Here is a 25,241-nt window from a genome sequence, read left to right as displayed (position 1 = left end):
TACAAACGTTTTCTGTAATGCTATAATAAAGATGAACAAAGTGTGAATAAATATTTTGTATCTTTAAAGGTGGAGATTTATATGAAGAAATTGATTATAGTTTTATTAGTTATTATATCTTTAGGATTAGGTAGTTTGTTAATATCTAGACATTATACAAATTTAAGAGAAGAAAGGGTTAATAACATTATAGAAAATGCTAATAAAGCTATTGAAAATAAAGAATATGAAACTGCAGAAGTATTATTAGAAAAGGCTAAATTAATGGATCATAAGACACATATAATATGCAAAAAAATACAGGAAATAGAGAGTGATAAAGAACAACAAGAACTTTATGATAAGGGATTGCGACTAAAAAGGTTAAAAAGATATTCAGAAGCCATAGATACTTTTAGAGAAATTGATGATGATTCAAATGATTTAAAAAGAAATAGTGAGAAAGAAATAGAAGTTTGTAAGAAATGTATAATAGACGATTTTTCAAATAAGGCTGATAAAGCTATAAGAAGAGGCGATATAGAAGAAGCAAAATATATTATAGCTAAAATTGAAAAAGTAGATAGAAATAGTCCAGAAATAAATATATTAAATATAAAAATAGAAAGTTTTAAATTAGCCCAATAAATATCAAGTTATAACTTGATATTTATTGGGCTAATTTTTGTTAAATAATATCCTTGGTATCTAAAAATGTTTCTTGTAGAATTAATTTAATCATAGCAGGAAATTCTCTAACCATATATTGAACTCTTAAATATATAGGAGTTTTGGAAGGAAGACCTTGATTTTTAATATCAAGATAATCTGCGATTTCCATAGCTCTAAATAAATGAAAATCACTTGTTACTATTAATACTTGATCTTTATCAGCATTCCTTTCTTCAAGAATTTTTTTACTGAATTCTAAATTTTGAAAGGTTGATTTAGATTTATTTTCTTCTATAATTCTATTAGAATTAATTCCTTTATTAACAAGAAATTTTTTCATAGCCTCAGATTCAGGTATTAATTCGTTAATTCCTTGTCCACCTGAAACTATTACTTTAGTATTAGGGTGTAATTCCAAGTATTTCAAACCTTCATCTAATCTTTCCTGTAAGATTGGACTTGGCTTGTCTCCATACAATCCTGCACCTAAGATTATTTCATATTCTACATCTTTAAGTTGATTTATATTTTTAAAATTAATCATTTTATATGTTAAAAAACCTTCGAAAATAAGGAAGACTACAATAATTAATCCTATTAAAATAGATATTACAACTAAAATTTTCTTCTTTAGCAAATAATCACTTCCTATGTTTATTCTTTAAATTAATACAAATTTTATCCTTAAGACTATTCTCTCATATATACCTTACATAATTATGATTTAAATATTAAGTAACTATTACAATAAATGTATTAAAAAGAATTATGTTAATTGATATTACATTATAAACTATTTGATGTGATGTTCTTTATCATATATTTTTATTATTTCCTTCTTATAGATAGTATTGTAAGTAATTTAACCGAATAAATTTAGAATTATATTACTATTTAGAATTGATTTAAACATATTAAGACAATATTTTTAAATAAATAGGGAGTGGATTTGAAAAAAATAAAATTTTTCTGGAAAAATTTTTATTGTTGTCATATTATATGATTTTCTTGAATATAAATATAACATAATAAAATTAATACTTATATTTTAGGGGGAAAAGGGGAATGAGAAAAAGAGGTATCATGAGTAAACGTTTGCTATCTGTTTTATGTATGGCATCAGTGATGACATCATTATTTGGGTTTAGAGGATTAGAAGTTAAGGCTTCACCCAATGTTCCATATGATCAAAAAGAATCATTATCACCATTAGGAGAAGTATATAGTATTGAAACTTTACTAAATTGGACACCAGAAAGTGATCCGGATGCTAAGTATAATAGAGCAAGTATTGAGCTTAAAGATAGGTTTATGGGAGATATTGTAAATGAAAATGCTAATCCAGAAGCTAAAATAATGAATGTTGCTTTAACCAACCCATATATTGATAAAGCACCATCACAAGGGAGTGATTCAATGGATTCATATGTATTCTCATATTGGCAGTATGTAAATTCATATGTTTATTGGGGAGGATCAAGTAGAGGAATCTTTGCACTTCCAACTCCAGATGTAGTTGATAATGCACATAAAAATGGTGTTCCAGTTTTAGCTACAATAGGATTCCCATGGGGACCAGGAGAAGGATATGCTGAGCAAGTAAGAGAATTCCTTCAAAAAGATAAAAATGGAAACTTCCCAGTTGCAGATAAAATGATTGAAGTAGCTAATTATTATGGATTTGATGGATATTTTTTTAACCAAGAATCTTATGGTTGTGTAAAAAATGATGCAGATAGAATGGTAGAAATACTTGAGTATATCAAAAAGAAAGCTCCCAATATGGTAGTAGGTTGGTATGATTCTATGACTGTAGACGGAAATGTTAAATGGCAAGATGCTTTAAATGATAAGAATGCTGCTTTCTTCCAAAATGGAGAAAATAGAACAACTGATGAATTCTTTTTAAATTATAATTGGACTCCAGAAAAAATAGAAACTACAGTTAATACTGCTAAATCATTGGGAAGAAATCCTTTTGATGTTTATGCAGGATTAGATGTTCAACAAAATGCATATAATACTACATTTAATGATGATTACTTATTGAATGAGAATGGAAAGCTTAGACTTTCTTTAGCTATGTATACTCCAAATTCAACATTTTCAATGTCTAAGGATGTTTATGATTTCTATAAGAATGATCAAAAATTCTGGGTAGGACCAACAGGTGATCCATCAAAATCAGATACAGATCAAGATTGGACAGGATTAGCTAACTATGTTCCAGATAGATCAGCAATAAATGACCTACCATTTGTGACAAACTTTAATTTAGGACATGGAGAAGATTATTATATAGATGGTTCACTTTCAAGGGATGAAGAGTGGAATAATAGAGCAATGCAAGAATATTTACCAACTTGGAGATGGATAGTTGAATCAAATGGTTCAAAACTTAATCCGGATTTTGACTTTAAAACTGCATACAATGGAGGAAGTTCATTAAAGGTTGAAGGTAAGTTAGAGGCTGCAAATCCAAACCATATTAAGTTATACAGCACAGACTTAAATATAGAGAATAACTCAACAGAATTATCAATTGTTTATAAAACAGAATCAGCTCCAAATATGAAAGTAGGATTATGTTTTGGAGAAAATTATGATGAAGAAAACTTTACATTCTTTGATGTAAATAAAAATAGTAATGGAGAATGGACAGAGGTTAAAATACCTTTAGGTGACTATGTTGGGAAAACAATTTCTGCAATATCATTAAAGTTTGAAAGTGGTCAAGATGTTGAAAACTTTAAAATTAATTTAGGACAAATATCTATAGAAGAAGCTGATAAAAATAATAAAAGTTTAAAAAATAGTGATGTTATTTTAGAAGAAACAATGGTTCATAATTCAAATAGTGCAGAGGCTAGAATTTACTGGAATGGATTAGAATCAGGAAATAATGATGACTTAGCTTTCTATGAAATATATAGAATTAAGCCAGATGGCTCTAGAGAACTTATGGGAGCAACTCCAAATGATGCTTACTATGTTCAAGAGTTTGAGAGATATGGTGAAGAAATGGAATTTGACATTGAAGTAGTTCCTGTAGATGTAAATTACAATAGAGGAGAAGGAAAGAGAGTAACATTTAATTGGGGAATTCCTCATGATGCTACACAAATTCCAGAAAAGAAAGAATTTGAAAACTTTGCATTATATAAAGAAGTTAAAACTAGTGCAGAGGGTGCCGCAGAGCCAGGACTTAAAGCTGTTGATGGAAAAGTTGATAATAATAGTAAATGGTGTGCCGCTGGAGCTAAGGATGGTTGGTTAACAATTGACTTAGGAGAGCAAAAAAAGATTCAAAGATGGGTTGTTAAACATGCTGAAGCTGGTGGAGAAGCAAAAGAAATGAATACAAAGGATTTTGCTTTAGAGGTTTCATATGATGGAGGAAAAACTTATGAGCCGGTAGATACTGTAAGAGATAATACAGAGGCTATTACTGATAGAAATCTAGTAGATCCAATAGTTGCACAACATTTAAGACTTAGAATTGATGATTCAGGAAATTCACCTTGGGCAGCTATAAGAGTATATGAATTCCAATTATATGAGGAAACATTTATAGATCAAACAACTGAGATTCCAATGAGATTTGTAAATGCTAAAAATAATAAAGGAGCTAATGACTCTATATTATTTACAAGAGGTAAAGAAGGACAAACTGTTAACCTTTATAAAGGATTAAATGATGAAACTTCTTTTGCTACTGCTACTATAGACTCTAGCGGACAAGCTAGATTTGAAGGGTTAGATTTTGGTGAAGATGGTGGAAGAGTTTATTATGGAATAAGTGAAGAAGGTAAGAGAGAAAGCTTAAGAATGAGTGTTGCTTTTGAAGGAGAAAATTGGGAGTATTCAAAGGCTCCAGAAAGATTTGAATTAATTCCTTATAAGGCACCAGGAATGAATGGAGAAAATCATAATTATGGTACTTTAAAAATAAAGGATTTAGAAGCTGGAGATATTGTAAGCATATTTAATGATAAAGATTCAATGTTCCCGGAGAAGGTTAGTGTTCCAGTAGCTGAAGGAGAAGATATAGCTATTTTAGATAGAATATCTGTTAATACAGATGGTGGAGTATTAACATTAGAAATTAAATCAGAAGGTAAGAAGGTTAAAAGAATTGAAGTTCCGTACTCAGGTTTTGGTGAAATAGAAATGAAAATAGAAAATGAAGCACCGACTAACTTAAAAGCAGTAGATGTTCAAAAGAAGAGTGTAAGTATTTCTTGGGATTCACCAAAAAATACTTATGGATTAGATGGATATATAATCTATAAGGATAACAAGAAAGTTGGAGAAGTTTCAGCAGATCAAACTGAATTTACAGTCGGAAAGTTAAACAGACATACAATTTATAACTTTAAAGTTGCGGCTAAGTATTCTAATGGTAAAATTTCAAAAAGAGATACAATAACATTAAGAACAGCTAGATAAACTAAATAATTAATTAAGAAAATAAAATAAATATAAGTTTTCAAGGCCATTTATTAAAAGATAAATCTTTTAATAAATGGCTTTTTATTTAGTACCTTTGAATAATATTTAGATATATTGTATATTAGATAAAAAAGGTAATTAATGTTTAGTACATTATAGAAAGAGGTAGTAAATGGAGTTATTTGTTTCAGATTTAGATGGAACTTTATTAAATAAGGATCAAGTTATATCAGATTATTCTAAAAGAGAATTAAACAGACTTATAAACACAGGTGTTAATTTCGCAATTGCTACAGCTAGAAGTCCAGCTACTGTTTCAGATATTTTATATGGAATAGATATAAAAACACCTGTTGTTCTTATGAATGGAGTTATAATTTTTGATATTGAAAATAAAAAATATATAGATGTTAAAGAAATAGACAAAGAAAGTGTTAAAGAGGTTATCAAAATACTTGAAGAATATAACAAAACATTTTTTCTTTATGGTATAAAAGATGATTATTTATGGGTTTATCATAAAGATTTTACTTATGATTTTGAGAGAAAATATTATGAGGAAAGATGCAATAAACCACTTAAGTCTTTTAAAAAAATTGAAAGTTATTTAGATGTTTTAGAGGATAATCAAATAATAAATTTTGTATTTTTTGAAGATAATAAATTTATAGCCGAGGAATTATTTGAGAAGATAATGAGAGTAAAAGGTGTTACTGGTAATTGTTATAAAGATATATATAATGAGGGAGTTTTTTTCTTAGATGTATATAATAAAGAGGCTTCTAAGGCTAATGGAATAAAGTTCTTGGCAGATTATGTAGAACATAGTAAAGTTATAACTTTTGGTGATGGAGAAAATGATGTTCCTATGTTTGAAATTGCAGACGAATGTTATGCTTTAGAAAATGCTTCAGAAGGGTTAAAATCCATCGCTACAGGTATTATTGGAAATAACAATGATGATGCTGTTATTAAATTTTTATGTGAAAGATTTAAATAGTAGGAAAATTTAGATTATATTTTATTATTATGCATAAAATATTTTGGAAAAATCAAGAATAATATATATGTAAAATTAAGTTTGATAATAAAAATTTCATAAATGAAATACTTCTTTTATTTTTTATTGTTTTTTTATTAAGATTATTAAAAAAACAATAAAAAAATAATGAGTAATAAAAATGATTAAATTGATGATTTTATTTTGTTTTTGAAAGTGAAGTTTTAATTTTTTGAAAATATTTCAAAATGATTTAAGGCGTTTTTATGAATGAGAAAAATGTCCTTTATTTAGATAAATACTTGTTTTATGTTATATTATTAATTAAATAAAATTTGTATTTTAAAAAAATATATATTTACAAAATTGATATAAGACTTGTAAAATGGATGTAAACCTTGTAAAATTAACATAGGATAAAGTGAAAAATTTGTCTTAAAAAATAAAAAAATAGGAGGTATACATATGGTAGGAATTATTCTTGCTAGTCATGGAGAGTTTGCTAAAGGAATAATGCAATCTGGTTCAATGATTTTTGGAGAACAAGAAAATGTAAAAGCGGTTACATTAATGCCTAGTGAAGGGCCTGATGATATTAAAGCAAAAATGAAAGAAGCAATTGCATCCTTTGACAATCAAGATGAGGTTTTATTCTTAGTTGATCTATGGGGAGGAACACCATTTAACCAAGCAGATAGTCTAGTTGAAGAGCATAAAGATAAATGGGCAATCGTAGCTGGTATGAATTTACCAATGGTTATTGAAGCATATGCTTCACGTTTTTCAATGGAATCAGCACAAGAAATTGCTGCAAATATTTTAAAAACAGCTAGAGAAGGAGTTAAAGTTAAGCCAGAATCATTAGAACCAGTAGATGCTACTGAACAATCTAATACAAATTCTGCTCAACAATCTAACGTAGGTGCACCTGGCTCATTTGAATATGTTTTAGCACGTATTGATTCACGTTTACTTCATGGTCAAGTGGCAACTGCTTGGACAAAAACTGTAAAACCAACAAGAATTATTGTTGTATCAGACGATGTAGCTAAAGATGATCTTCGTAAGAAATTGATTCAACAAGCTGCTCCTCCAGGAGTTAAAGCTCATACTATTCCAGTTAGTCAAATGATTAAGCTTGCAAAAGATGATCAGCACTTCGGAGGACAACGTGCATTACTTCTTTTTGAAAATCCAGAAGATGTACTTAGAGCAGTAGAGGGAGGAGTACCTATAAAGACAGTTAATGTTGGTTCTATGGCTCATTCTCCAGGTAAGGTTCAACCAAACAAAGTACTTGCTTTTAATCAAGAAGATATTGATACTTTTGATAAACTTAAAAAAGCTGGATTAGATTTTGATGTTCGTAAAGTTCCAAATGATACAAAAGGAAATATGGATGAAATTCTTAAAAAAGCACAAGAGGAATTAAATAAATTAAAATAATTTAATATAAATTATTTTAATGAAAAGGAGGATTAATAACAGTGGATTTAAATATAATTCAAGTAATATTAGTTATTATTATTGCATTTTTAGCTGGTATAGGAGGGATCCTAGACGAATTCCAATTTCATCAACCGCTAGTTGCTTGTACTTTAATAGGATTAGTTACAGGTAACTTAATACCATGTTTAATCCTAGGCGGTAGTTTACAAATGATCGCTTTAGGTTGGGCAAATATAGGTGCTGCCGTAGCGCCAGACGCAGCTTTAGCATCTGTTGCAGCTGCAATTATCTTAGTTCTTAGTGGAGAAGGGCAAGCTGGAATTTCTTCAGCTATTGCTATAGCAATTCCATTAGCTGTTGCAGGATTATTATTAACAATTATTTGTCGTACACTAGCTACAGCATTTGTACATCTTATGGATTCTGCTGCTAAAGAAGGAAATATAAGAAAAGTTGAAATGTGGCATGTTATTGCTATCATTATGCAAGGTGTACGTATAGCACTTCCAGCTGCATTAATTTTATTAATAGGTGCTGGTCCAATAAGTGCATTACTTGCTTCTATGCCTCTTTGGTTAACAGATGGTTTAGCAGTAGGTGGTGGAATGGTAGTAGCTGTTGGTTATGCAATGGTAATTAACATGATGGCAACAAAAGAAGTATGGCCATTCTTTGCAATTGGTTTTGTATTAGCAACTATTCCTCAACTTACACTTATAGGATTAGGTGCAATTGGTGTAGCATTAGCCTTTATTTACTTAGCACTTAGCAAAAAAGGTGGCTCAGGTAATGGTGGATCAAACATTGGAGATCCAGTAGGCGACATTATCGATAGATACTAAGAAGGGAGAGAAGACGAAAATGGAGAAAAATTTAAAGTTAACAAAAAAAGATCGTCTTTCTATTTGGTGGCGTTCAACTTTCATTCAAGGATCTTGGAACTATGAAAGAATGCAAAATGGTGGTTGGGCATTCTCATTAATTCCTGCAATCAAAAAATTATACAAAACTAAAGAAGAAAGATCAGCGGCATTAACACGTCACTTAGAATTCTTTAATACTCACCCATATGTAGCTTCACCTATTATTGGGGTAACATTAGCATTAGAAGAAGACCGTGCAAATGGAGCTGAAGTAGATGATGTAACTATTCAAGGGGTTAAAGTTGGTATGATGGGACCTTTAGCAGGTATCGGAGATCCTGTATTCTGGTTTACTGTTAGACCTATATTAGGGGCATTAGGTGCTTCACTTGCTATGGCTGGTAATATATTAGGACCAATTATATTCTTCTTCGGTTGGAATATTATTCGTATGGCATTTACTTGGTATACACAAGAGTTTGGTTACAAAGCAGGTTCTCGTATTACAGAGGATTTATCAGGAAATTTATTACAAGATATTACAAAAGGTGCATCTATACTTGGTATGTTCATATTAGGGTCATTAGTTAATAGATGGGTATCTATTAAATTTACACCAGTAGTATCAAGTGTTCAATTAAGTGAAGGTGCTTATATTAATTGGGATAGCCTTCCATCAGGAGCAGAAGGTATTAAGCAAGCTTTATTACAACAATCATCTGGATTATCTTTAACTGCTGATAAAGTTACAACATTACAAGGAAACTTAGATTCATTAATTCCTGGACTTGCAGGATTATTATTAACATTCCTTTGTATGTGGTTACTTAAGAAGAAAGTATCTCCAATTGTGATTATTCTTGCTTTATTCGTAATCGGTATTATTTTCCATGTAATAGGATTAATGTAATATTTTTATTTAGCCTAGGTTAGTATAATATTTTTTACTTAGCCTAGGCTTTTTTTAAACATAAAGAAATTAAAATAGAATTAGAAAAAATTTTTCTAATTTATCTTGATTTTTTAATAAATATATAAAAAAATAAATGTATATATTAAGTAGAAAAGAGGTATATGTATGGTTCAGTCACTTAATACAAAAGTGGATTTAGTAGTTGATGCAACATCTTTTGCAGGTCTTGCTGATTACGGACAAATAATGATTGGCGATAAAGGTTTTGAATTCTATAACTCTAATGATTATAGAAAATTCATTCAAATTCCTTGGGAAGAAGTTGATTACGTCATTGCATCAATAATGTTTAAAGGGAAGTGGATTCCACGATATGCAATTAAAACTAAGAAAAATGGTACATATTCTTTCTCTTCTAAAGATACAAAGAAGGTACTTCGTACTATTAGAAAATATGTTGATCCAAGTCATATAGTTAGGTCTTTAAGCTTCTTTGACGTTGTTAAAAGAGAGATAAAAGCACTATTTAAGAAGAAATAATTTTAAGTTTTTATTTATAAAAAATGTATTTTTAGTATAAAAGTAAACAAATATTAGTGTGAATAAGAATATTGATTAATTTTACTGATTTAAGCTTTCTATGGAGGTTTGATTGAGAAAATATAGAGGAGTATAATAAATTTTAAGATGCATAAGTTAATTAATGTATGAAATCTTTGCTTAAAAGATATAAATGTAATGATATGTTTATACTTAAGGGGGAGAATTTAATGTTTAAAGAAAAACTTAAAAATTTATTATCTAAATTTGGTACTGTAGAATTGGTTCTTTATGATTCTGAACTAAATTTATATGCCATTATATTATGTGAAGAGTGCCAATGCGATGTAATAAAGAAGCTAGGTATAAGAGGAACTGGAATAGAAAACTTAAAAGATACAGTAAATTCTTTAGGATATGATTTTATTTCTTTAAAAGAATATTATGAAAAAGGAACTTATGATGAATATGGCAATAAAATGATTTGTTGCTGTAACGATAGTTCTTATAAAATTGTTAAGGTCAATTTTAATAAAGATAATAAAGATGACTATTACATGGCATGGGCAACCGTCTAAAAAGCTACTTAAATTAGTGGCTTTTTATTTTTAATGAAATTTATTTTAATTTAGATTATATAAAGTATGTTAAGGTGTTATAATTGAGTAGATAAATTTTAGATTTAAATATTTTATTCTTTAAAATAACATTAAAGAGTAAAATAATTTTAAACGGTTTGTTTCTGTTTTGTATTTTTTTGTACTTTTTATTTTTATATAATAAATTTGTAATATTAATTAATACGGGGGATAAATAGATGAAGAAAATAATGAAAATGGGTCTTGTTTTTAGTATGTTAATATGTTTAGGATCTTTTGTAGGATGCAATTCACTAAATAAAAAGAAAGTTGAGGCCACAGAAAATAAAGAGTCTGTAGAAGCTAAGGATACAGAGAATCAAAAAAGTATAGAAGTCAAAGATAAATCAAAGACAAATGAATTAGAGTATTTACCTTTTGATAAAGATCCAAATGCTGAGGATGGTAAGGTTGTGTCAGAGTACACTAATGGTCTTTTAAAGGGAACATTACAGTATCCAGTTAGAAAAGATGGCAAAAAGATAGCTTATTTAACTTTTGATGATGGTCCATCAACAACTAATACACCAGAAGTTTTAAATATTTTAGATAAGTATAATATAAAAGGAACTTTCTTTGTAACAGGAGATTCTATAAAAGCTGGAGAAAAATCAAAGGAATTGTTAAAGCAAATCGTTAAAAATGGACATGCCATAGGAAATCATACATATAGTCACGATTACAAATATCTTTATCCTAATAGAAAGATGAATGTAAATAATATAATGACAGACATAAATAAGAATGAAAACTTAATGAAAGAAGTATTAGGTGAAGATTTCTCAACAAGAATAGTTAGATTTCCAGGTGGATATTGGTCTTGGCAAGAGAGAACGCCTATGAAGGAAAAAATGATTCAAGAGCAAATATATAATATTGATTGGAATGCTTTAAATGCAGATGCAGAAGGAAAAAAGAAAAATGCAGATGAATTAGTTGAATTTGCTAAACAAAGTGTAGAAGCTTTAGGTCCTAATGCAGATAATGTTGTAGTTTTAATGCATGATACTTATGGAAAAGAAGAAACAGTTAAGGCGCTGCCAAGAATAATTGAATACTTACAAAGTAAGGGCTTTGAATTTAAAAGTATTAAATAAATATGTTATAAGTTTTATTTAAAAGATAATATTTAATAAAGTATATAGATAAAAATAAGAAAATAATATAGATAAAAGCTACTAATTTTATGCGATATAATTTAAATAATAAAATTAGTAGCTTTAATTTTTTATAATTAAGAAAATTAACAAAATATTGTAAAGAATAAATTAATAAATTATTTGTTTTTAATATGATAAAGTATATAATATAGTAAAAAGTTATTAAAGCAATAAGAAGTTGATTATATAAGGGGGTTATTAACTGTATGATTATAAATTTAAGAAGTTATATTTTAGTAGAGTTTTACAATATAGTTTAAAAATAAATTTAAGAAGGAGGAAACTACTCAGCAAATATTTTGAGTAGTGAAAATACTTTGAATAGATTGTTAGAGATTAGCAATGAAATATTTAGGATAAAAACAGATGATTATACTTTTCCATTATTTTCATTTTTATATTTTAAAATTATTTTATGTATAATAATAGCAACAATATTTATAGTAATTATATTTAAAGAAAAAATAAAGAGGTTTAAATATAGAAGGATACTTGAAATAACTATAGCACTTATTTTAGTATCAACTCAAATATTTTTAGCAATATGGTATTCTAGATTTCCTAATTTTTATTTGCAAGAAAGTTTACCTTTGTATCCATGTAGAATTGCAATAATTATGGCAGCAATAGGATTGATATGGAAGAGTAATGAATTTGCAAAGTCAATAGCTTATTTTTGGGGAATAATAGGATCTATAGGAGCGTTAATAATACCAATAATTAACTATTATAATTTTCCTCATATAACTTACTATACATTTTTTATAGGCCATTATTTTTTATTGATAGCATCATTATATATAATATTAATAGATGAATTTAGAGTAAAAAGAAAAAATATGAAACAAGCACTTATTTTTTCTTTTATATTTGCAGTTTTTGCCTTTATAGCAAATTGTTTATTTGATGCAAATTATGCCTTTTTAAATCCATCAGATGGATATAAAATACTTACTCTTATAAATATTGAAAATAATATTGTTACAACATCAATATTTGCATATTTAATTTTTGTATTAGGAATCTTTATTATGTATTTGCCATTTAATAAGACTAATTATAAAAAAGAAACTCTGTTTGAATATTCATTAATTAAATATTAGTAGTAATTATTGTAAATATATTAAAATATATAGTTGTGTGATTAAGTCACATAACTATTTTTTTTTAGTTGTATAATGAAATTATAATTAAGTTAAAATACTAATAATTGATTTAATAGAAAAAATGATTTCTATTAAGTTGTGATGAGAAAATAGCTTAACTATTCGAAAAATTACTTGTTATTTGAAAATTATATAAGTTTGAATGAAATTTTGGGTAAAAGCTAACAAAGAAATAAAAGTATCTGAAGATTAGATTATAACTTTAGGAGTGAAAAAAGTAATATTCATTTAACTTAATAGATTGTAAAATATGGAGGTATATTATTATGGAAAGAAAGATTTTAATAGTTGGAGGAGTTGCTGGAGGGGCTTCTACTGCAACTAGATTAAGAAGGCTTAGCGAAGATGATAAAATTATAATGTTTGAAAAAGGACCTCATGTATCATTTTCAAATTGTGCACTTCCATATCATTTAAGTGGAACAATTAGTGAAGTTAGTAGACTTGTTCTTATGAGTCCAGAGAAATTTTTAGCGCAATATAATATTGATGCAAGAGTAAATAGTGAAGTTATTTCTATAAATAGAGATAAAAAATTGGTAATAGTTAAAGATGTTATTACAGATGAAATTTATGAAGAATCTTATGATAAGTTAGTATTATCACCAGGAGCAAAACCTATAATTCCTAATATTCCGGGAATAGAAAAGGTTAATGTATTTTCTGTAAGAAATGTATTAGATATAGACAATTTAAATAATTTTATAAAATCAAACAAAGCTAAGGATGTTACAGTAATTGGTGGAGGATATATTGGAGTTGAGGTTGCTGAGAATTTGATAGAAGCTGGGGTTAATGTAACTTTAATAGAAGCTATGGATCAAATATTAAAACCATTTGATTATGATATGGTGCAGATATTTCATAAAGAATTATTAGACCATGGAGTGAATTTAATATTAGGAGATAAGGTGGCTTCTTTTAATGAAAAAGAGGTTATACTTGAATCAAGCAAAAAAGTTAAAACAGAAGCAGTAGTTATGGCAATTGGTGTATCTCCAGAAACTTCCCTTGCTATGGAAGCAGGTTTGGAAATTGGTAAAACTGGTGCTTTAAAAGTGAATCAAAATTATAGAACTATAGATGAAGATATTTATGCTATAGGAGATGCTATAGAAGTATTTAATGCTTTGACAGGAAAAGAAGCAAAGATTTCATTAGCAGGACCGGCTCAAAAAGAAGCAAGAAGTGTTGCAGATCATATAAATGGCTTACCTGTTTTAAATAAAGGATATATTGGTTCATCAGCTATAAAAGTTTTTAATTATAATGGAGCTTCTACAGGATTAAATGAAGGTTTAATAAAAGCTTTAAAAATGGATATAGAGTATGACATTGTTAGAGTAATTTTATCAGATAAGGTTGGAATAATGCCTGGAAGCAATCCGCTTCATTTTAAATTAATTTATGAGGTGCCAACAGGAAAAGTTTTAGGTGCACAAGCTATAGGAAAAGGAGATGCAACTAAAAGGGTTGATGTAATTTCAACAGCTATCAAGTTTGGAGCTACAGTAGATGATTTAAGAGATTTAGAACTTTGTTATGCGCCTCCATTTTCAACAGCAAAGGATCCTGTAAACTATGCTGGATATGTTGCATCAAACTTACTAAAAGGAGCATTTAAACAGATAAATGTTGATCAAGTAAGAAAATTAGTAGAGTTAGGAGCTTATATTATAGATGTTAGAGAAGAGGGAGAATTTGCAAGAGGGCATATAAAGGGAGCAAAAAATATTCCTCTTAGTCAATTAAGAGAAAGAGTTAACGAAATTCCAAAGGATATACCAGTTTATGTTCATTGTAGAACTGGTCAAAGAAGTTATAATGCAACTTTAGCTCTTCAAAACTTAGGATATAAAAATATAATTAATATAACAGGAAGTTTCTTGGGAATTTCTTTTTATGAATATTTTAATGATAAGACAATGGGAAGAGAATCAATATTAACGGAGTATAATTTTAATTAATGTGTTATGAAGAAAAGTTAAAAGCGTTATATGAAACCTACCCTTTTTTAAATAATATAAATAAAAAAAATAATGGAGCTTTTGAGGAAAAAATAGTATTAATAAAGTTAAAATGTGGAGAATTTATTAAATCAAGTGAAGAAAAAAGTTGTGCAGGATTTCCTTTTGTTATTAAAGGAGAATTAAAAATTCAAAGAATAAATGAAGAAGGTGATGAAACTAATTTATACAATATAAAAAAAGGAGAGTTGTGTCATGAAGCTCTTGGGTGTTTTATAAAATGTTTTCCTTTAAATATTGAAGGATACGCTATTCAAGATTCAGAAATTTTTATAGTTCCATCAGAAGTATTAAGAATGTATATGCTTAATGATTTAGAATTTTTTCAAGTATTGTATAAAGATCTATACAAAAAGTTTAAGAGAATCATAGATAAAAATGAAAATATAATACATGAGTCTGTAGATATTAGGCTTATTAAATTTTTAAATGGAAGAGGAACAAGTAATATTTATATAACTCATAATGAAATTGCAAAAGAAATAGGAACATCGAGAGAAGTGATAAGTCGAAAGCTTAAAAAAATGGAAAAGGAAGGAGCTTTAACTTTATCAAGAGGAAAAATAACTTTACTTAAAAAGTTATAAATATTTTAAAATATAAGTTAAAATAAAAACACTTTAATCTTCTTTAAGAATTATCTTACTGGAGTTAAAGTGTTTTTATGATTGAAAATTTTTAGTCTTTATATAAGTTTCTAATTTGTTAAAAGAAAGTTCATAGTAAAAACATGTATAATATATATGGTAATAATTAACTGAAAATTTATATGCAATTAATCGCAAAATCAGGAGGAGAATTTATGAGGAAAATAATTCATATTAATGATCAATGGTTTTATGTAAATGATTACAAAGATGAATATTTAAAAAATGAGTTTAATTTTAGTAATTTTGAAAGGGTAGATTTACCTCATACAAATATAGAGTTACCATATAATTATTTTGATGAAAAATCATATCAATTTATTTCTACTTATATTAAAATTTTAAAATTTAATGATAGTATTAAAGGAAAAAAAGTATTTTTAGATTTTGAAGGAGTTATGATAGCGGCAGAAGTGTATTTAAATGGAATACATGTTGGTGGACATAAGGGTGGTTACACTAACTTTTCAATAGATATTACTGATGCCTTAAAAATTAATGAAGATAATATATTAAAAGTTATTGTTGACTCAACAGAAAGACCTGATATACCTCCTCATGGATATGTTGTTGATTATTTAACTTATGGAGGAATATATAGAGAAGTTTCCTTAAGAATAGTTGAGCCTATATTTATAAATAATTTATATGCAAGAGCATATGATTGTTTAAAGGAAGAAAAAAGATTAAATCTTGATATAGAAATAAACAACTTTCAAAATCATAGAGATGATTTTGAAGTTGTTGTAGAGTTTGGTGATGATACTTTTGAAGAAACTTTAAGTACAAAATTACCAATTGAAGAAGGATTAAGTATTAAAAATATAGAAATAGACAAATTAAATATGGTTAAGTTATGGGATATAGAAAATCCTAAGCTTTATGAAATAAAAGTTAAGTTATTAAATGGCTCAGAACTTATAGATGAATATAAAGATACTTTTGGCTTTAGAGAAGCTGAATTTAGACCAGATGGTTTCTATTTAAATGGAAGAAGAGTAAAACTTATTGGATTAAATCGTCATCAGGCTTATCCATATGTAGGATATGCTATGCCTCAAAGAGTTCAAGAAAAGGATGCTGAAATTTTAAAATATGAATTAGGACTTAATATAGTTAGAACATCTCACTACCCACAATCAGTACATTTCTTAAGAAAATGTGATGAGATTGGATTATTAGTTTTTGAAGAGATACCAGGATGGCAACATATAGGGGATGAAGCTTGGCAAGAAGAATCTATTAAAAATGTAGAGGAAATGATAAAAAGAGATTATAATAGACCTTCCATAGTTTTATGGGGAGTTAGAATAAATGAGTCTCAAGATAATCATGAGTTTTATTTAAAAACTAATGCTATGGCAAAAAGTTTAGATCCTATTAGACAAACTGGTGGAGTTAGATATTTAGAAAATAGTGATTTTATAGAAGATGTTTATACTATGAATGATTTTATACATAGTGGTGGAGAAAAAGTATTAAGAACTCAAGGAGAAGTAACAGGACAAGATGAGAAAGTTCCTTATTTAGTAACTGAATATAATGGTCATATGTATCCAACAAAAAGTTTTGATCAAGAATGTAAAAAAGTTGAACATGCTTATAGACATTTAAGAGTTATTGAAGAATCCTTTGGATTAGATGAAATAAGTGGAGCTATAGGGTGGTGTGCTTTTGATTATAATACACATAGTTCCTTTGGTTCAGGAGATAAAATTTGTTATCATGGAGTTTCTGATATGTTTAGAAATCCTAAGTATGCAGCTTATTCATATGCTAGTCAAAAGAAAGTAGAGGATGGGGTAGTTTTAGAGCCTATTACTTTAGGAGCTAAAGGAGAAAGAGATGGAGGAGCAATACTTCCATTTACAGTCCTTACAAACTGTGATTATATAAAAATATTTAAAGATGGAATATATATAGATACTTATTATCCTAACAAAGAAAAGTTTCCAAATTTACCACATCCACCAATAGAGGTTTCACATATTTTATCTATGGATTCAGAAATACCTCTTACTGAAGAATCAAAAAAAGAAATTAAAGATTTTGTATTAAATAAATTAAAAGATTCTAATTTAACTAATTTAGCTGAAGAAGATTTTAAATATATTGAAGATTTTAGTGAAAGAGTAAATATACCTGTATTTAAAATAATGTCTTTAGTTTACAAATTAGCTGGAGGTTGGGGAGATAAGGAAAACTCATTAATAATAAAAGGTTTTACAGATAATAAAGAGGTTGTTTCTAAAGAAATAGGTGAGCTTAGAAGCATGAATAAACTTGAAGTTATACCAGATGATTTAGAACTTTCTTTAGATAAAACAAGTTATGATGCTACTAGAATTGTAGTTAAGCTCTTAGATAACTTAGGAGAAATTCTTTTCTTAAATAATGATTTTATTGAAGTAGAAATAGATGGACCTTTAAGTATAATTGGACCAAGTAAGTTTGGAATTTCTGGTGGAGCAACAGCTTTCTGGGTGAGAACTCAAGGTGAAGATGGTCTTTGCAAAATAAAAGTTAAGAGCATGTATTTTGAACAAGAAATTTCTATAGAAGTTAAGTAAAGTTAATAGTTAAAGTATTGCAAATAAAAAGATGGAGTTATATCAAAACTTAGATATAAAAATTATAAATATATTAAGGTAATTAGTTAATTTTACTAATAATTTATAATTTTTATTTATAAGTTGTAATTGATATAACTCTTTTTATGTAACTTTGAAAGGACGACAACTGTCGAAATTATAAGTTTTAAGAGTAAGAGGGTCCATTAATATTATTAGCTAAATCAAGAACAAATATCCTTATAATTTATATGGAAATTAATAAGAAAAAATAGGGAAGAAGTGAATAATTTATTAGTGTAGAGTTGTTTTTACTATATAACCAGCAATAATATTGGAAAATTTTAGGGAAAAAGCTGGATGTTAATTAAATATTCATATATAATTAATATAAAGTCTATGGACAAGACTTTATAATTTTTATTTAATAGCTAAATGATTTAAAGTTATATTTTTACTTTAATATAATAAATTATTTAAGTAGTAATATCTTATATAAAGAGAGACTAAAATGATTTTAGCTACACTTATTATGAAAACAAAAGAAAACTAGGAGGGAAACAAATGAGTAAAACTTTAATTTCTATATTATTATCTTTAGGATTATGTTCTGGAGGCGTTGCGGCTAGATATTTTAATAGTAATAATATATCCAATAAAAATGTACAAGCCAATCAAAGTGTTTCAAATCAAAATAAAGAAAAGATGGAAGTACAACAATCAGAACAATCCAAGGAGAAAACTAATAGTTTAAACAGTAATCCATTTACTAAGGTTTTTGATGATAAAAATAAGAATTTTTCTAAGGATAAAGCAATAGATACTACTAAAAAACAAGAGAGTATTAAAAATACTTCACAGGATGAAAAGAAAAAGGTAGAATCTAATAATAAAAATGGAAATTTAGAAATTATTGAATCAAATAATGAAAATAAAGAAGTTGCACAAAATAATAATGAAGAGGCAAAACCTTCAAATGATAAACAAGAGGAAAAGCTAGATAAAAATAAGCAAGTAGAGAAAGAAACTAATAAAAAATCTGAGCAAAAACAAGAAACTAATAAAGAATCTGAGCAAAAACAAGAGACTAATAAAGAATTTGAGAAAAAACAAGAAACTAATAAAGAATCTGAGAAAAAACAAGAAAATAATTCTGTAGAAAAGAAAGTTGAGAAACCAGTGGAACAATCAAGTAATAGTAGTTCTTATGTAACTCAAATTGAACAAATGATATTCAATAAGGTTAATGAAGAAAGAGCTAAAGCTGGGGTTGCTCCTTTAAGTTATAGTAACACTATGCAAAAATATGCTCGTATTAAGTCAGAGGATATGGGAGTGAGAAAATATTTTTCTCATGAAGATCCAAATGGACAATTAATAACAGCCAAAATGAAAGCTAATGGAATTTCATATAATTATTGGGGTGAAAATATAGCTTATTTAAGTGGATATTCAGGTGATTCAAACATAGCTAATCAATTTATGACTAATTGGATGAACTCATCAGGACATAGAGCTAATATACTTTCTCCTAACTTTACTTCTATTGGTGTAGGAGTTTATAAAATAGGAAATACATATTATGCTACACAAGAGTTTATGAAATAGAATAGTAATTTTAAAAGGCGTGTATCAAAAGTTATTTTGATACACGCCCTTTTTATGAGTTTTTTTAGTTTAATAAATTAAATTTTATAAAATATTATGTGAATTTTATGGTATTTTTGGTATATTGTGTATAATATAAATAGGATTTTTATTTTAATTTTTCAAGTGACAATATTTTCTTTAATTTAGAAAAAATAGCTTTGTCAGTAAAAAATAAATTTAGATATGGTAAATGATAGTGTTAAAAAATATAGTTTAATAAATTAGAGCTAAAGATGATAAATAAGTGGGTTTAATGGGAATTAGGAGATGGAATTTATGAGGAGTAATAAGAAAAAGGGGACTCTTTTAAGTAATCTTAAGTATATTATGGGATATGCTTGGAGTCAGGACAAGGTTTTGTTTGCGCAATGTGCTGTTTATACTATTTTGGCATCTATTACACCGTTTATAGGGATTTTTTTACCAAAATTTTTAATTGATGAACTTTTGGGACAGAGAAGAATAGAGATAATTTTAATGACTTTAATTGGATTTTTTCTTTTATCATCAATTGTGAACTATTCTATAGCTTGGCTTAGATGTGTATATAGTCCTAGGGTTACTAAAATTAGATTCGACTATATAACTATGATAAGTGATAAAATAATGAAAATGGATTTTAAAAATACTGAGGATCCTGAGATTTTAAATAAAATAAAGAGTGTTATGAATGCAGTTATGAGTAATAATACAGGGGTTGAAGGAGTATATCATACACTTTTAGGGCTCTTTGGAAAGTTAACTGCCTTTGTAGGATATATATCTATAGTATTATTTTTAAGTCCATGGATTTTATTATTCTTAATAATAAATGTTTTAATAAGCTATGCTTTAACTATGATGGTTAAAAAGTATGAGTATAGTCAAAAAGAAAAGGCAGCTGATAAGGATAGAAGAACTTTCTATGTATTTGATACAATGTATGATTTTGCTTATGGTAAAGATATAAGAATATATGACTTAAAAAATATACTTATTGATAAATTTAAGAAATTTAGGGGAGAGAGAATAGATATATCTAAGGATGTTCAAGAAAAACAATTAAAGGTTAAGATTGTTGATGTAATACTTCTTGTAATAAGAGAATGTGTGGTTTATGGATATTTAATATATAATGTGCTTTTTACTGGAATGGGCATAGGGGATTTCACAATGTATTTTTCAACAATAAATGGATTTGGAGATTGGATGAAAGGTATATTAGATGACTTAGCTCATATTAAGGCACAAAATATGTATTTAGATGATATGAGAGAGTTCTTAGAAATAAAGAGTGAGGATAAAGAAAAAATTAGTGATATACCTATTGATAGCTCTTATGAAATAGAATTTAAAAATGTATCGTTTAAATATCCAAAAACAGATAAATATATTTATAAAAATATTTCTTTAAAGATTAAAAAGGGGCAAAGGCTTGCTATTGTTGGAATTAATGGAGCAGGTAAAACAACATTTGTTAAGCTTTTATGTAGACTTTATGAGCCAACAAGTGGGGAGATTTTAATAAATGGGATAAATATAAAAAACTTTTCTAAGGAAGAGTATTATAAAATCTTATCAGTAGTTTTTCAAGATATTAAAACCTTTGCATTTACTGTTGCAGAAAATGTTTCTCTAGAGAATTTAGAAGATATTAATAGAGAAAAGGTTTTACAATGCATAGAAAAGGCTGGGGTAGGAGATAAAATAAATTCTCTTCAAAAGGGAATAGACACTTCTCTTTTAAAAATTTTAGATGGAGAAGGGGTTGAGTTATCAGGAGGAGAAAATCAAAAGTTAGCTCTAGCTAGAGCCTTGTATAAGAATGGAAAAATAGTAATATTAGATGAACCAACCTCAGCTTTAGACGCTGTAGCTGAATATAATATTTATAAGGGATTTGATGAACTAATTGGAGATAAAACAGCAATTTATATATCTCATAGATTAGCAAGTACAAAGTTCTGTGATGTTATAGCTTTCTTTGAAAACGGTGAGATTGTTGAGTATGGAACCCATGAGGAATTATTAAAGAAAAATGGTAAGTATAGTGATATGTTTAATATACAAGCACAATATTATAAAGAAGAAAGTGGGGCTTTAGCATAATGGAGAATAAAGAAAAGTACACAAGTGATTTATATATAATAAAACATTTCTTAAAATTAGCTCATGGAATATCAAAGACCTATATACCAACATTATTCTTTTCATCTTTATTTGCAGCAGCAGTTCCGTTCTTAAATATAATAATGCCAAAGTATATTATAGATGAACTCTTAGGAGCGAGAAGAATAAAGGTTCTTGTTATGTTAGTTTTATTAACTGTACTAGGCAATGGAGTATTAAATTTAATAAATAGAGTTTTAGAGAAAAAATGTAATATTAAAAATGAAGAAGTAGTAGCGGGATTTGATTTGCTTATAGGAAAGAAAGTTATGGACATGGATTTTGAAAACATTGAAGATCCAGAGATTTTAAACTTAAAGGAAAGAGCTTTATTTCCAATAAGAAATCAAGGGGCTATTTGGCAACTTACAGATAATATATCTAAGGGATTAACTGAGATACTTAAAATAATTGGATTAATAGGGGTTATTTTAACTCTTGATTGGATTATTATAGCCTTAATAATTTTAATTGTTCTTTTAAGTTCATTTATGTATAAGAAATCTCAAAGGTTACAGCATAAATTCTTTGATTCCTTAATTCCACTAAATAGAGAGTTTGGCTATTATATTAATACAATAAATGATTTTTCAGCAGGTAAAGATATAAGACTTTATAATGTAGCTCCTTTATTTGTAAAGAAACTAGATGATTTTAATATAAATAGTACTAATGTATTTATTAAAATGTTTAGCAAAGTAGGGAAGTATCAAGGATTCAATGAAATAGTATTACAATTTCAAATGGTTATAGTTTATGGATATATAACTTATAGAGTTTTAATAAATAGTATAGGAATTGGTGACTTTACAATGTACACTAATGCTACCATAAATTTTAGTAAATCCATATCTAATCTTTTTAGAAATTATGTAATGGTAAGACAAATGTGTAGATATCTTCAAGCCTTTGTGGAATTTGAAAATATAGAGTCTAAACACACTAAAGTTGGAAAGAAGATTGGAAACTTAGAAAAGGTTAATATTGAATTTAAAGATGTATCCTTTAAATATCCAAGAAGTAAAGAGTTTACTTTAAAAAATGTTTCAATAAAAATGAATGAGGGTGAAAAGTTATCAGTAGTTGGATTAAATGGTGCTGGAAAAACTACTTTTATAAAACTTTTAGCAAGGCTTTATGATCCAACAGAAGGTGAAATTTTATTAAATGGAGTTAATATAAATGAATATGATTATGATGAATATATGAAACTTCTATCAGTAGTATTTCAAGATTTTAAACTAATGTCCTTTTCAATTAAGGAAAATATAGCTTTAAATGATTTTCATAAGGTTAAGGATGAGGAAATAGAAGATGTTCTAATAAAGAGTGGTTTTGGAAAAGACTTAGAAAAATTACAAAAGGGAATAAACACTCCTGTATATAAAAACTTTGATGAGGGTGGAATAGAGTTTTCGGGAGGACAAGCACAGAAATTAGCCATAGCTAGAGCAGTTTATAAGGATGCACCAATAGTAATCCTTGATGAACCAACGGCAGCTTTAGATCCAAAGGCTGAGTATGAAATATATAGTAAGTTCAATGAACTTATAGGAAAAAAGACAACAATATATATTTCTCATAGATTATCTAGCTGTAGATTTTGTGACAAAATAGCAGTATTTCAAAAAGGAAAGCTTATTCAATATGGAACTCATGATGAACTTGTAAAAGATAAAGGTAATGAGTATGAAACTATGTATAGTGCTCAAGCACAATATTATATTTAAAAAATAATATGAATTTTAATTACAACATAGAACACCAATTAATTTACTTATTTGAAGCTTTAATTTTTTAGTAATGATAATAAAAAAGTCGCTCTTATTAGCGACTTTTATTTAATTTATATTTTTAGGCTTAAAATTAGAAAGAACTAATTTTAAGTCAAATTCCATTTGAGATTTAAGATTATAACTTCCTTGATGAAGACACCAATCAAATACGGTACCTCTAGACATCCTAAGTATTATCATAGTTAAATCTAATGAAGAAAGAGAGCTTTCTAACTCATTGTTTTTTAGCAACTCTTCTACAATAGATTTAACTTCTAATGCCATATGACGATCTGGTTTAATAGTATAATTTTCATTTATAGAGAGTAAATTTTTATATATTTCACTCACAAACACCCAACCAAGTTTCTCCATAGTAGTTGCACCTTCAACTAATAAAAAGAATAGTTTTTCAAAGTTTGAAGCGAATTTTTTTGTTTGAAATTTATCCATTACTAAAATATCAACTTGTTCATATGTTTTATTAATTATTTCAGCTTTTGATTTAAAATGGTGATAAAATGCTCCTATTGAGATATCGGCAGCTTTGCAAATATCTTGAATTTTCACACGATCAAATCCATTTATCTTAAAAAGCTCAGTAGCTACTTGGGTGATTTTTAGTTTTGTTTTAATAGCTTGTTTTTGTCTATCAGTTAATTTTTTCATTATAAAACTCCTTTAGATTAATGTCATATTAATTTGGTTAATTATATGATTATTTAGTATAGCATAAAAAACCGTGTACATATGTATTTGTAAAAAAAATTAAAATAATTTAATTAGATATTTGAAAAATAAATTAAATCATGCTATATTTTATGTGCAGAATAATATTCGGTGAATATAGTTCTGCATAAGGTATTATAAAATTTAAAAAGCTGTAGCAATAAGTTAAACTAAATAATTAATGAAAAACACATTGAAAAAAAATAATAATTGGAGGTACACTATGGGAATTTTATATGAAAGAATGTCTTTTGAAGGATGGGCAATAGTTCTTTTTGTATTAATGGCACTTATGGCATTTAATGAGCTTGGAAGATCAAAAAAATGGGCAGGTATATTACTATTTATAATAGTACCTACATTTTTAACTATTTTTGTTTGGCCAACTACAGCTGCTCCAGGAAATGAATATGGAACTGGAACTTGGTTTAACTGGGTAAAAACTTATTCAGCACTTGCAGGATGTATCTGGTTTATGGCTCTTAGATATATTCCATCATTACAGAAAAAAAAATGGGCATTAGCTCTTCCAGCAATTATTCTAGCAGTTAACATATTAGAGGCTGCTATTAGAGATTTTCAAATATTTAGTTATGGATTAACTAATGGTGGTGTTGTAGACAATCTTTGGACAATCTCTGGACCTTGGAATATCATGAATGGTATAGCAGGATTATTAAATATAGTTACTATTTGTGGTTGGTACGGAATATTTATATCAAAAAATGAAACAAAGGATATGATATGGCCAGATATGATATGGGCATGGGTTATAGCTTATGATTTATGGAACTTTGCTTATACTTATAACTGTATATCAGATCACTCAATTTACTGTGGAGTTGCATTATTACTTTCATGTA

The 25,241-nt window shown here is 27.4% G+C and carries 19 protein-coding genes; 17 read left to right on the top strand and 2 right to left on the bottom strand.

Annotated elements, in window-relative coordinates; translation table 11 throughout:
• Positions 1-81: 81 nt before the first annotated feature.
• A complete protein-coding gene (locus Q1J60_RS11285; RefSeq protein ID WP_300262222.1) occupies positions 82-627 on the top strand; it encodes a hypothetical protein in 546 nt (181 codons plus the stop codon).
• A gap of 40 nt (positions 628-667) precedes the next feature.
• Here Q1J60_RS11285 and Q1J60_RS11280 read toward each other — a convergent pair whose 3' ends face one another.
• Positions 668-1,288 (bottom strand): YdcF family protein, encoded by a 621-nt coding sequence (locus tag Q1J60_RS11280; RefSeq protein ID WP_300262219.1) that lies wholly within the window; start codon positions 1,286-1,288, stop codon positions 668-670.
• Between the two features lie 428 nt (positions 1,289-1,716).
• On the opposite strand from Q1J60_RS11280, the gene Q1J60_RS11275 reads away from it, so the two are divergent.
• The 15 genes from Q1J60_RS11275 to Q1J60_RS11205 all read left to right on the top strand — a co-directional run bounded on the left by Q1J60_RS11275 (position 1,717) and on the right by Q1J60_RS11205 (position 23,604).
• Positions 1,717-5,100, top strand: coding sequence for an endo-beta-N-acetylglucosaminidase (locus Q1J60_RS11275; RefSeq protein WP_300262216.1), 3,384 nt, complete (start codon positions 1,717-1,719; stop codon positions 5,098-5,100).
• Between the two features lie 175 nt (positions 5,101-5,275).
• On the top strand, positions 5,276-6,103 hold the full coding sequence (locus Q1J60_RS11270; protein ID WP_300262213.1) for an HAD family hydrolase: 828 nt from the start codon (positions 5,276-5,278) through the stop codon (positions 6,101-6,103).
• Between the two features lie 465 nt (positions 6,104-6,568).
• Positions 6,569-7,549 carry a mannose/fructose/sorbose PTS transporter subunit IIA gene (locus tag Q1J60_RS11265; RefSeq protein ID WP_300262210.1) on the top strand — a complete coding sequence of 327 codons (981 nt, stop codon included), beginning with the start codon at positions 6,569-6,571 and terminating at the stop codon, positions 7,547-7,549.
• A 41-nt stretch (positions 7,550-7,590) separates the two neighbouring features.
• A complete protein-coding gene (locus Q1J60_RS11260; RefSeq protein ID WP_300262207.1) occupies positions 7,591-8,394 on the top strand; it encodes a PTS mannose/fructose/sorbose transporter subunit IIC in 804 nt (267 codons plus the stop codon).
• 19 nt (positions 8,395-8,413) lie between these two features.
• Entirely contained in the window at positions 8,414-9,325 is a 912-nt protein-coding gene (locus Q1J60_RS11255; protein ID WP_300262204.1) for a PTS system mannose/fructose/sorbose family transporter subunit IID, read from the top strand.
• 168 nt (positions 9,326-9,493) lie between these two features.
• On the top strand, positions 9,494-9,868 hold the full coding sequence (locus tag Q1J60_RS11250; RefSeq protein ID WP_300262201.1) for a DUF956 family protein: 375 nt from the start codon (positions 9,494-9,496) through the stop codon (positions 9,866-9,868).
• A gap of 230 nt (positions 9,869-10,098) precedes the next feature.
• Positions 10,099-10,446: a hypothetical protein gene (locus Q1J60_RS11245; protein ID WP_300262199.1), complete on the top strand. Its 348-nt coding sequence runs from the start codon at positions 10,099-10,101 to the stop codon at positions 10,444-10,446.
• A 239-nt stretch (positions 10,447-10,685) separates the two neighbouring features.
• Positions 10,686-11,603 (top strand): polysaccharide deacetylase family protein, encoded by a 918-nt coding sequence (locus Q1J60_RS11240; protein ID WP_300262196.1) that lies wholly within the window; start codon positions 10,686-10,688, stop codon positions 11,601-11,603.
• Positions 11,604-11,983: 380 nt separating this feature from the next.
• On the top strand, positions 11,984-12,769 hold the full coding sequence (locus Q1J60_RS11235) for a TMEM164-related integral membrane acyltransferase (RefSeq protein WP_300262195.1): 786 nt from the start codon (positions 11,984-11,986) through the stop codon (positions 12,767-12,769).
• Positions 12,770-13,098: 329 nt separating this feature from the next.
• Positions 13,099-14,799 carry an FAD-dependent oxidoreductase gene (locus Q1J60_RS11230; RefSeq protein WP_300262192.1) on the top strand — a complete coding sequence of 567 codons (1,701 nt, stop codon included), beginning with the start codon at positions 13,099-13,101 and terminating at the stop codon, positions 14,797-14,799.
• Positions 14,799-15,446, top strand: coding sequence for a Crp/Fnr family transcriptional regulator (locus tag Q1J60_RS11225; RefSeq protein ID WP_300262189.1), 648 nt, complete (start codon positions 14,799-14,801; stop codon positions 15,444-15,446). The genes Q1J60_RS11230 and Q1J60_RS11225 overlap by 1 nt, the downstream gene beginning before the upstream one ends.
• A gap of 215 nt (positions 15,447-15,661) precedes the next feature.
• Positions 15,662-18,076 (top strand): glycoside hydrolase family 2 protein, encoded by a 2,415-nt coding sequence (locus Q1J60_RS11220; RefSeq protein ID WP_300262186.1) that lies wholly within the window; start codon positions 15,662-15,664, stop codon positions 18,074-18,076.
• Positions 18,077-18,640: 564 nt separating this feature from the next.
• A complete protein-coding gene (locus Q1J60_RS11215) occupies positions 18,641-19,684 on the top strand; it encodes a CAP domain-containing protein (RefSeq protein ID WP_300262184.1) in 1,044 nt (347 codons plus the stop codon).
• A gap of 318 nt (positions 19,685-20,002) precedes the next feature.
• Positions 20,003-21,814 (top strand): ABC transporter ATP-binding protein, encoded by a 1,812-nt coding sequence (locus Q1J60_RS11210; protein ID WP_300262181.1) that lies wholly within the window; start codon positions 20,003-20,005, stop codon positions 21,812-21,814.
• Positions 21,814-23,604, top strand: coding sequence for an ABC transporter ATP-binding protein (locus tag Q1J60_RS11205; RefSeq protein WP_300262179.1), 1,791 nt, complete (start codon positions 21,814-21,816; stop codon positions 23,602-23,604). Before Q1J60_RS11210 ends, Q1J60_RS11205 begins: the two co-directional genes overlap by 1 nt.
• Positions 23,605-23,715: 111 nt before the next feature.
• Here the strand turns inward: Q1J60_RS11205 and Q1J60_RS11200 are convergent, their stop codons facing one another.
• Complete coding sequence (locus Q1J60_RS11200) at positions 23,716-24,318, bottom strand: TetR/AcrR family transcriptional regulator (RefSeq protein WP_300262176.1); 603 nt, start codon at positions 24,316-24,318, stop codon at positions 23,716-23,718.
• A gap of 283 nt (positions 24,319-24,601) precedes the next feature.
• Between Q1J60_RS11200 and Q1J60_RS11195 the strand changes: the two genes are divergently transcribed.
• Positions 24,602-25,241 (top strand): DUF5692 family protein (locus tag Q1J60_RS11195; RefSeq protein WP_300262173.1); only part of this gene is annotated, 640 nt, incomplete at its 3' end.

This window comes from Clostridium sp. (assembly GCF_029258205.1).
Lineage (GTDB): Bacteria > Bacillota > Clostridia > Clostridiales > Clostridiaceae > Sarcina.
Note: the sequence above shows the minus strand (reverse complement) of the source record. Positions and strands in the feature narration are given on the sequence as shown.

What these genes read in the sequence shown, in the direction of transcription:
- Q1J60_RS11285 (WP_300262222.1), top strand. Translation starts at nt 82, where the DNA reads ATGAAGAAATTGATTATAGTTTTATTAGTTATTATATCTTTAGGATTA.
- Q1J60_RS11275 (WP_300262216.1), top strand. Translation starts at nt 1,717, where the DNA reads ATGAGAAAAAGAGGTATCATGAGTAAACGTTTGCTATCTGTTTTATGT.
- Q1J60_RS11270 (WP_300262213.1), top strand. Translation starts at nt 5,276, where the DNA reads ATGGAGTTATTTGTTTCAGATTTAGATGGAACTTTATTAAATAAGGAT.
- Q1J60_RS11265 (WP_300262210.1), top strand. Translation starts at nt 6,569, where the DNA reads ATGGTAGGAATTATTCTTGCTAGTCATGGAGAGTTTGCTAAAGGAATA.
- Q1J60_RS11255 (WP_300262204.1), top strand. Translation starts at nt 8,414, where the DNA reads ATGGAGAAAAATTTAAAGTTAACAAAAAAAGATCGTCTTTCTATTTGG.
- Q1J60_RS11250 (WP_300262201.1), top strand. Translation starts at nt 9,494, where the DNA reads ATGGTTCAGTCACTTAATACAAAAGTGGATTTAGTAGTTGATGCAACA.
- Q1J60_RS11245 (WP_300262199.1), top strand. Translation starts at nt 10,099, where the DNA reads ATGTTTAAAGAAAAACTTAAAAATTTATTATCTAAATTTGGTACTGTA.
- Q1J60_RS11240 (WP_300262196.1), top strand. Translation starts at nt 10,686, where the DNA reads ATGAAGAAAATAATGAAAATGGGTCTTGTTTTTAGTATGTTAATATGT.
- Q1J60_RS11230 (WP_300262192.1), top strand. Translation starts at nt 13,099, where the DNA reads ATGGAAAGAAAGATTTTAATAGTTGGAGGAGTTGCTGGAGGGGCTTCT.
- Q1J60_RS11225 (WP_300262189.1), top strand. Translation starts at nt 14,799, where the DNA reads ATGTGTTATGAAGAAAAGTTAAAAGCGTTATATGAAACCTACCCTTTT.
- Q1J60_RS11220 (WP_300262186.1), top strand. Translation starts at nt 15,662, where the DNA reads ATGAGGAAAATAATTCATATTAATGATCAATGGTTTTATGTAAATGAT.
- Q1J60_RS11215 (WP_300262184.1), top strand. Translation starts at nt 18,641, where the DNA reads ATGAGTAAAACTTTAATTTCTATATTATTATCTTTAGGATTATGTTCT.
- Q1J60_RS11210 (WP_300262181.1), top strand. Translation starts at nt 20,003, where the DNA reads ATGAGGAGTAATAAGAAAAAGGGGACTCTTTTAAGTAATCTTAAGTAT.
- Q1J60_RS11205 (WP_300262179.1), top strand. Translation starts at nt 21,814, where the DNA reads ATGGAGAATAAAGAAAAGTACACAAGTGATTTATATATAATAAAACAT.
- Q1J60_RS11200 (WP_300262176.1), bottom strand. Translation starts at nt 24,318, where the DNA reads ATGAAAAAATTAACTGATAGACAAAAACAAGCTATTAAAACAAAACTA.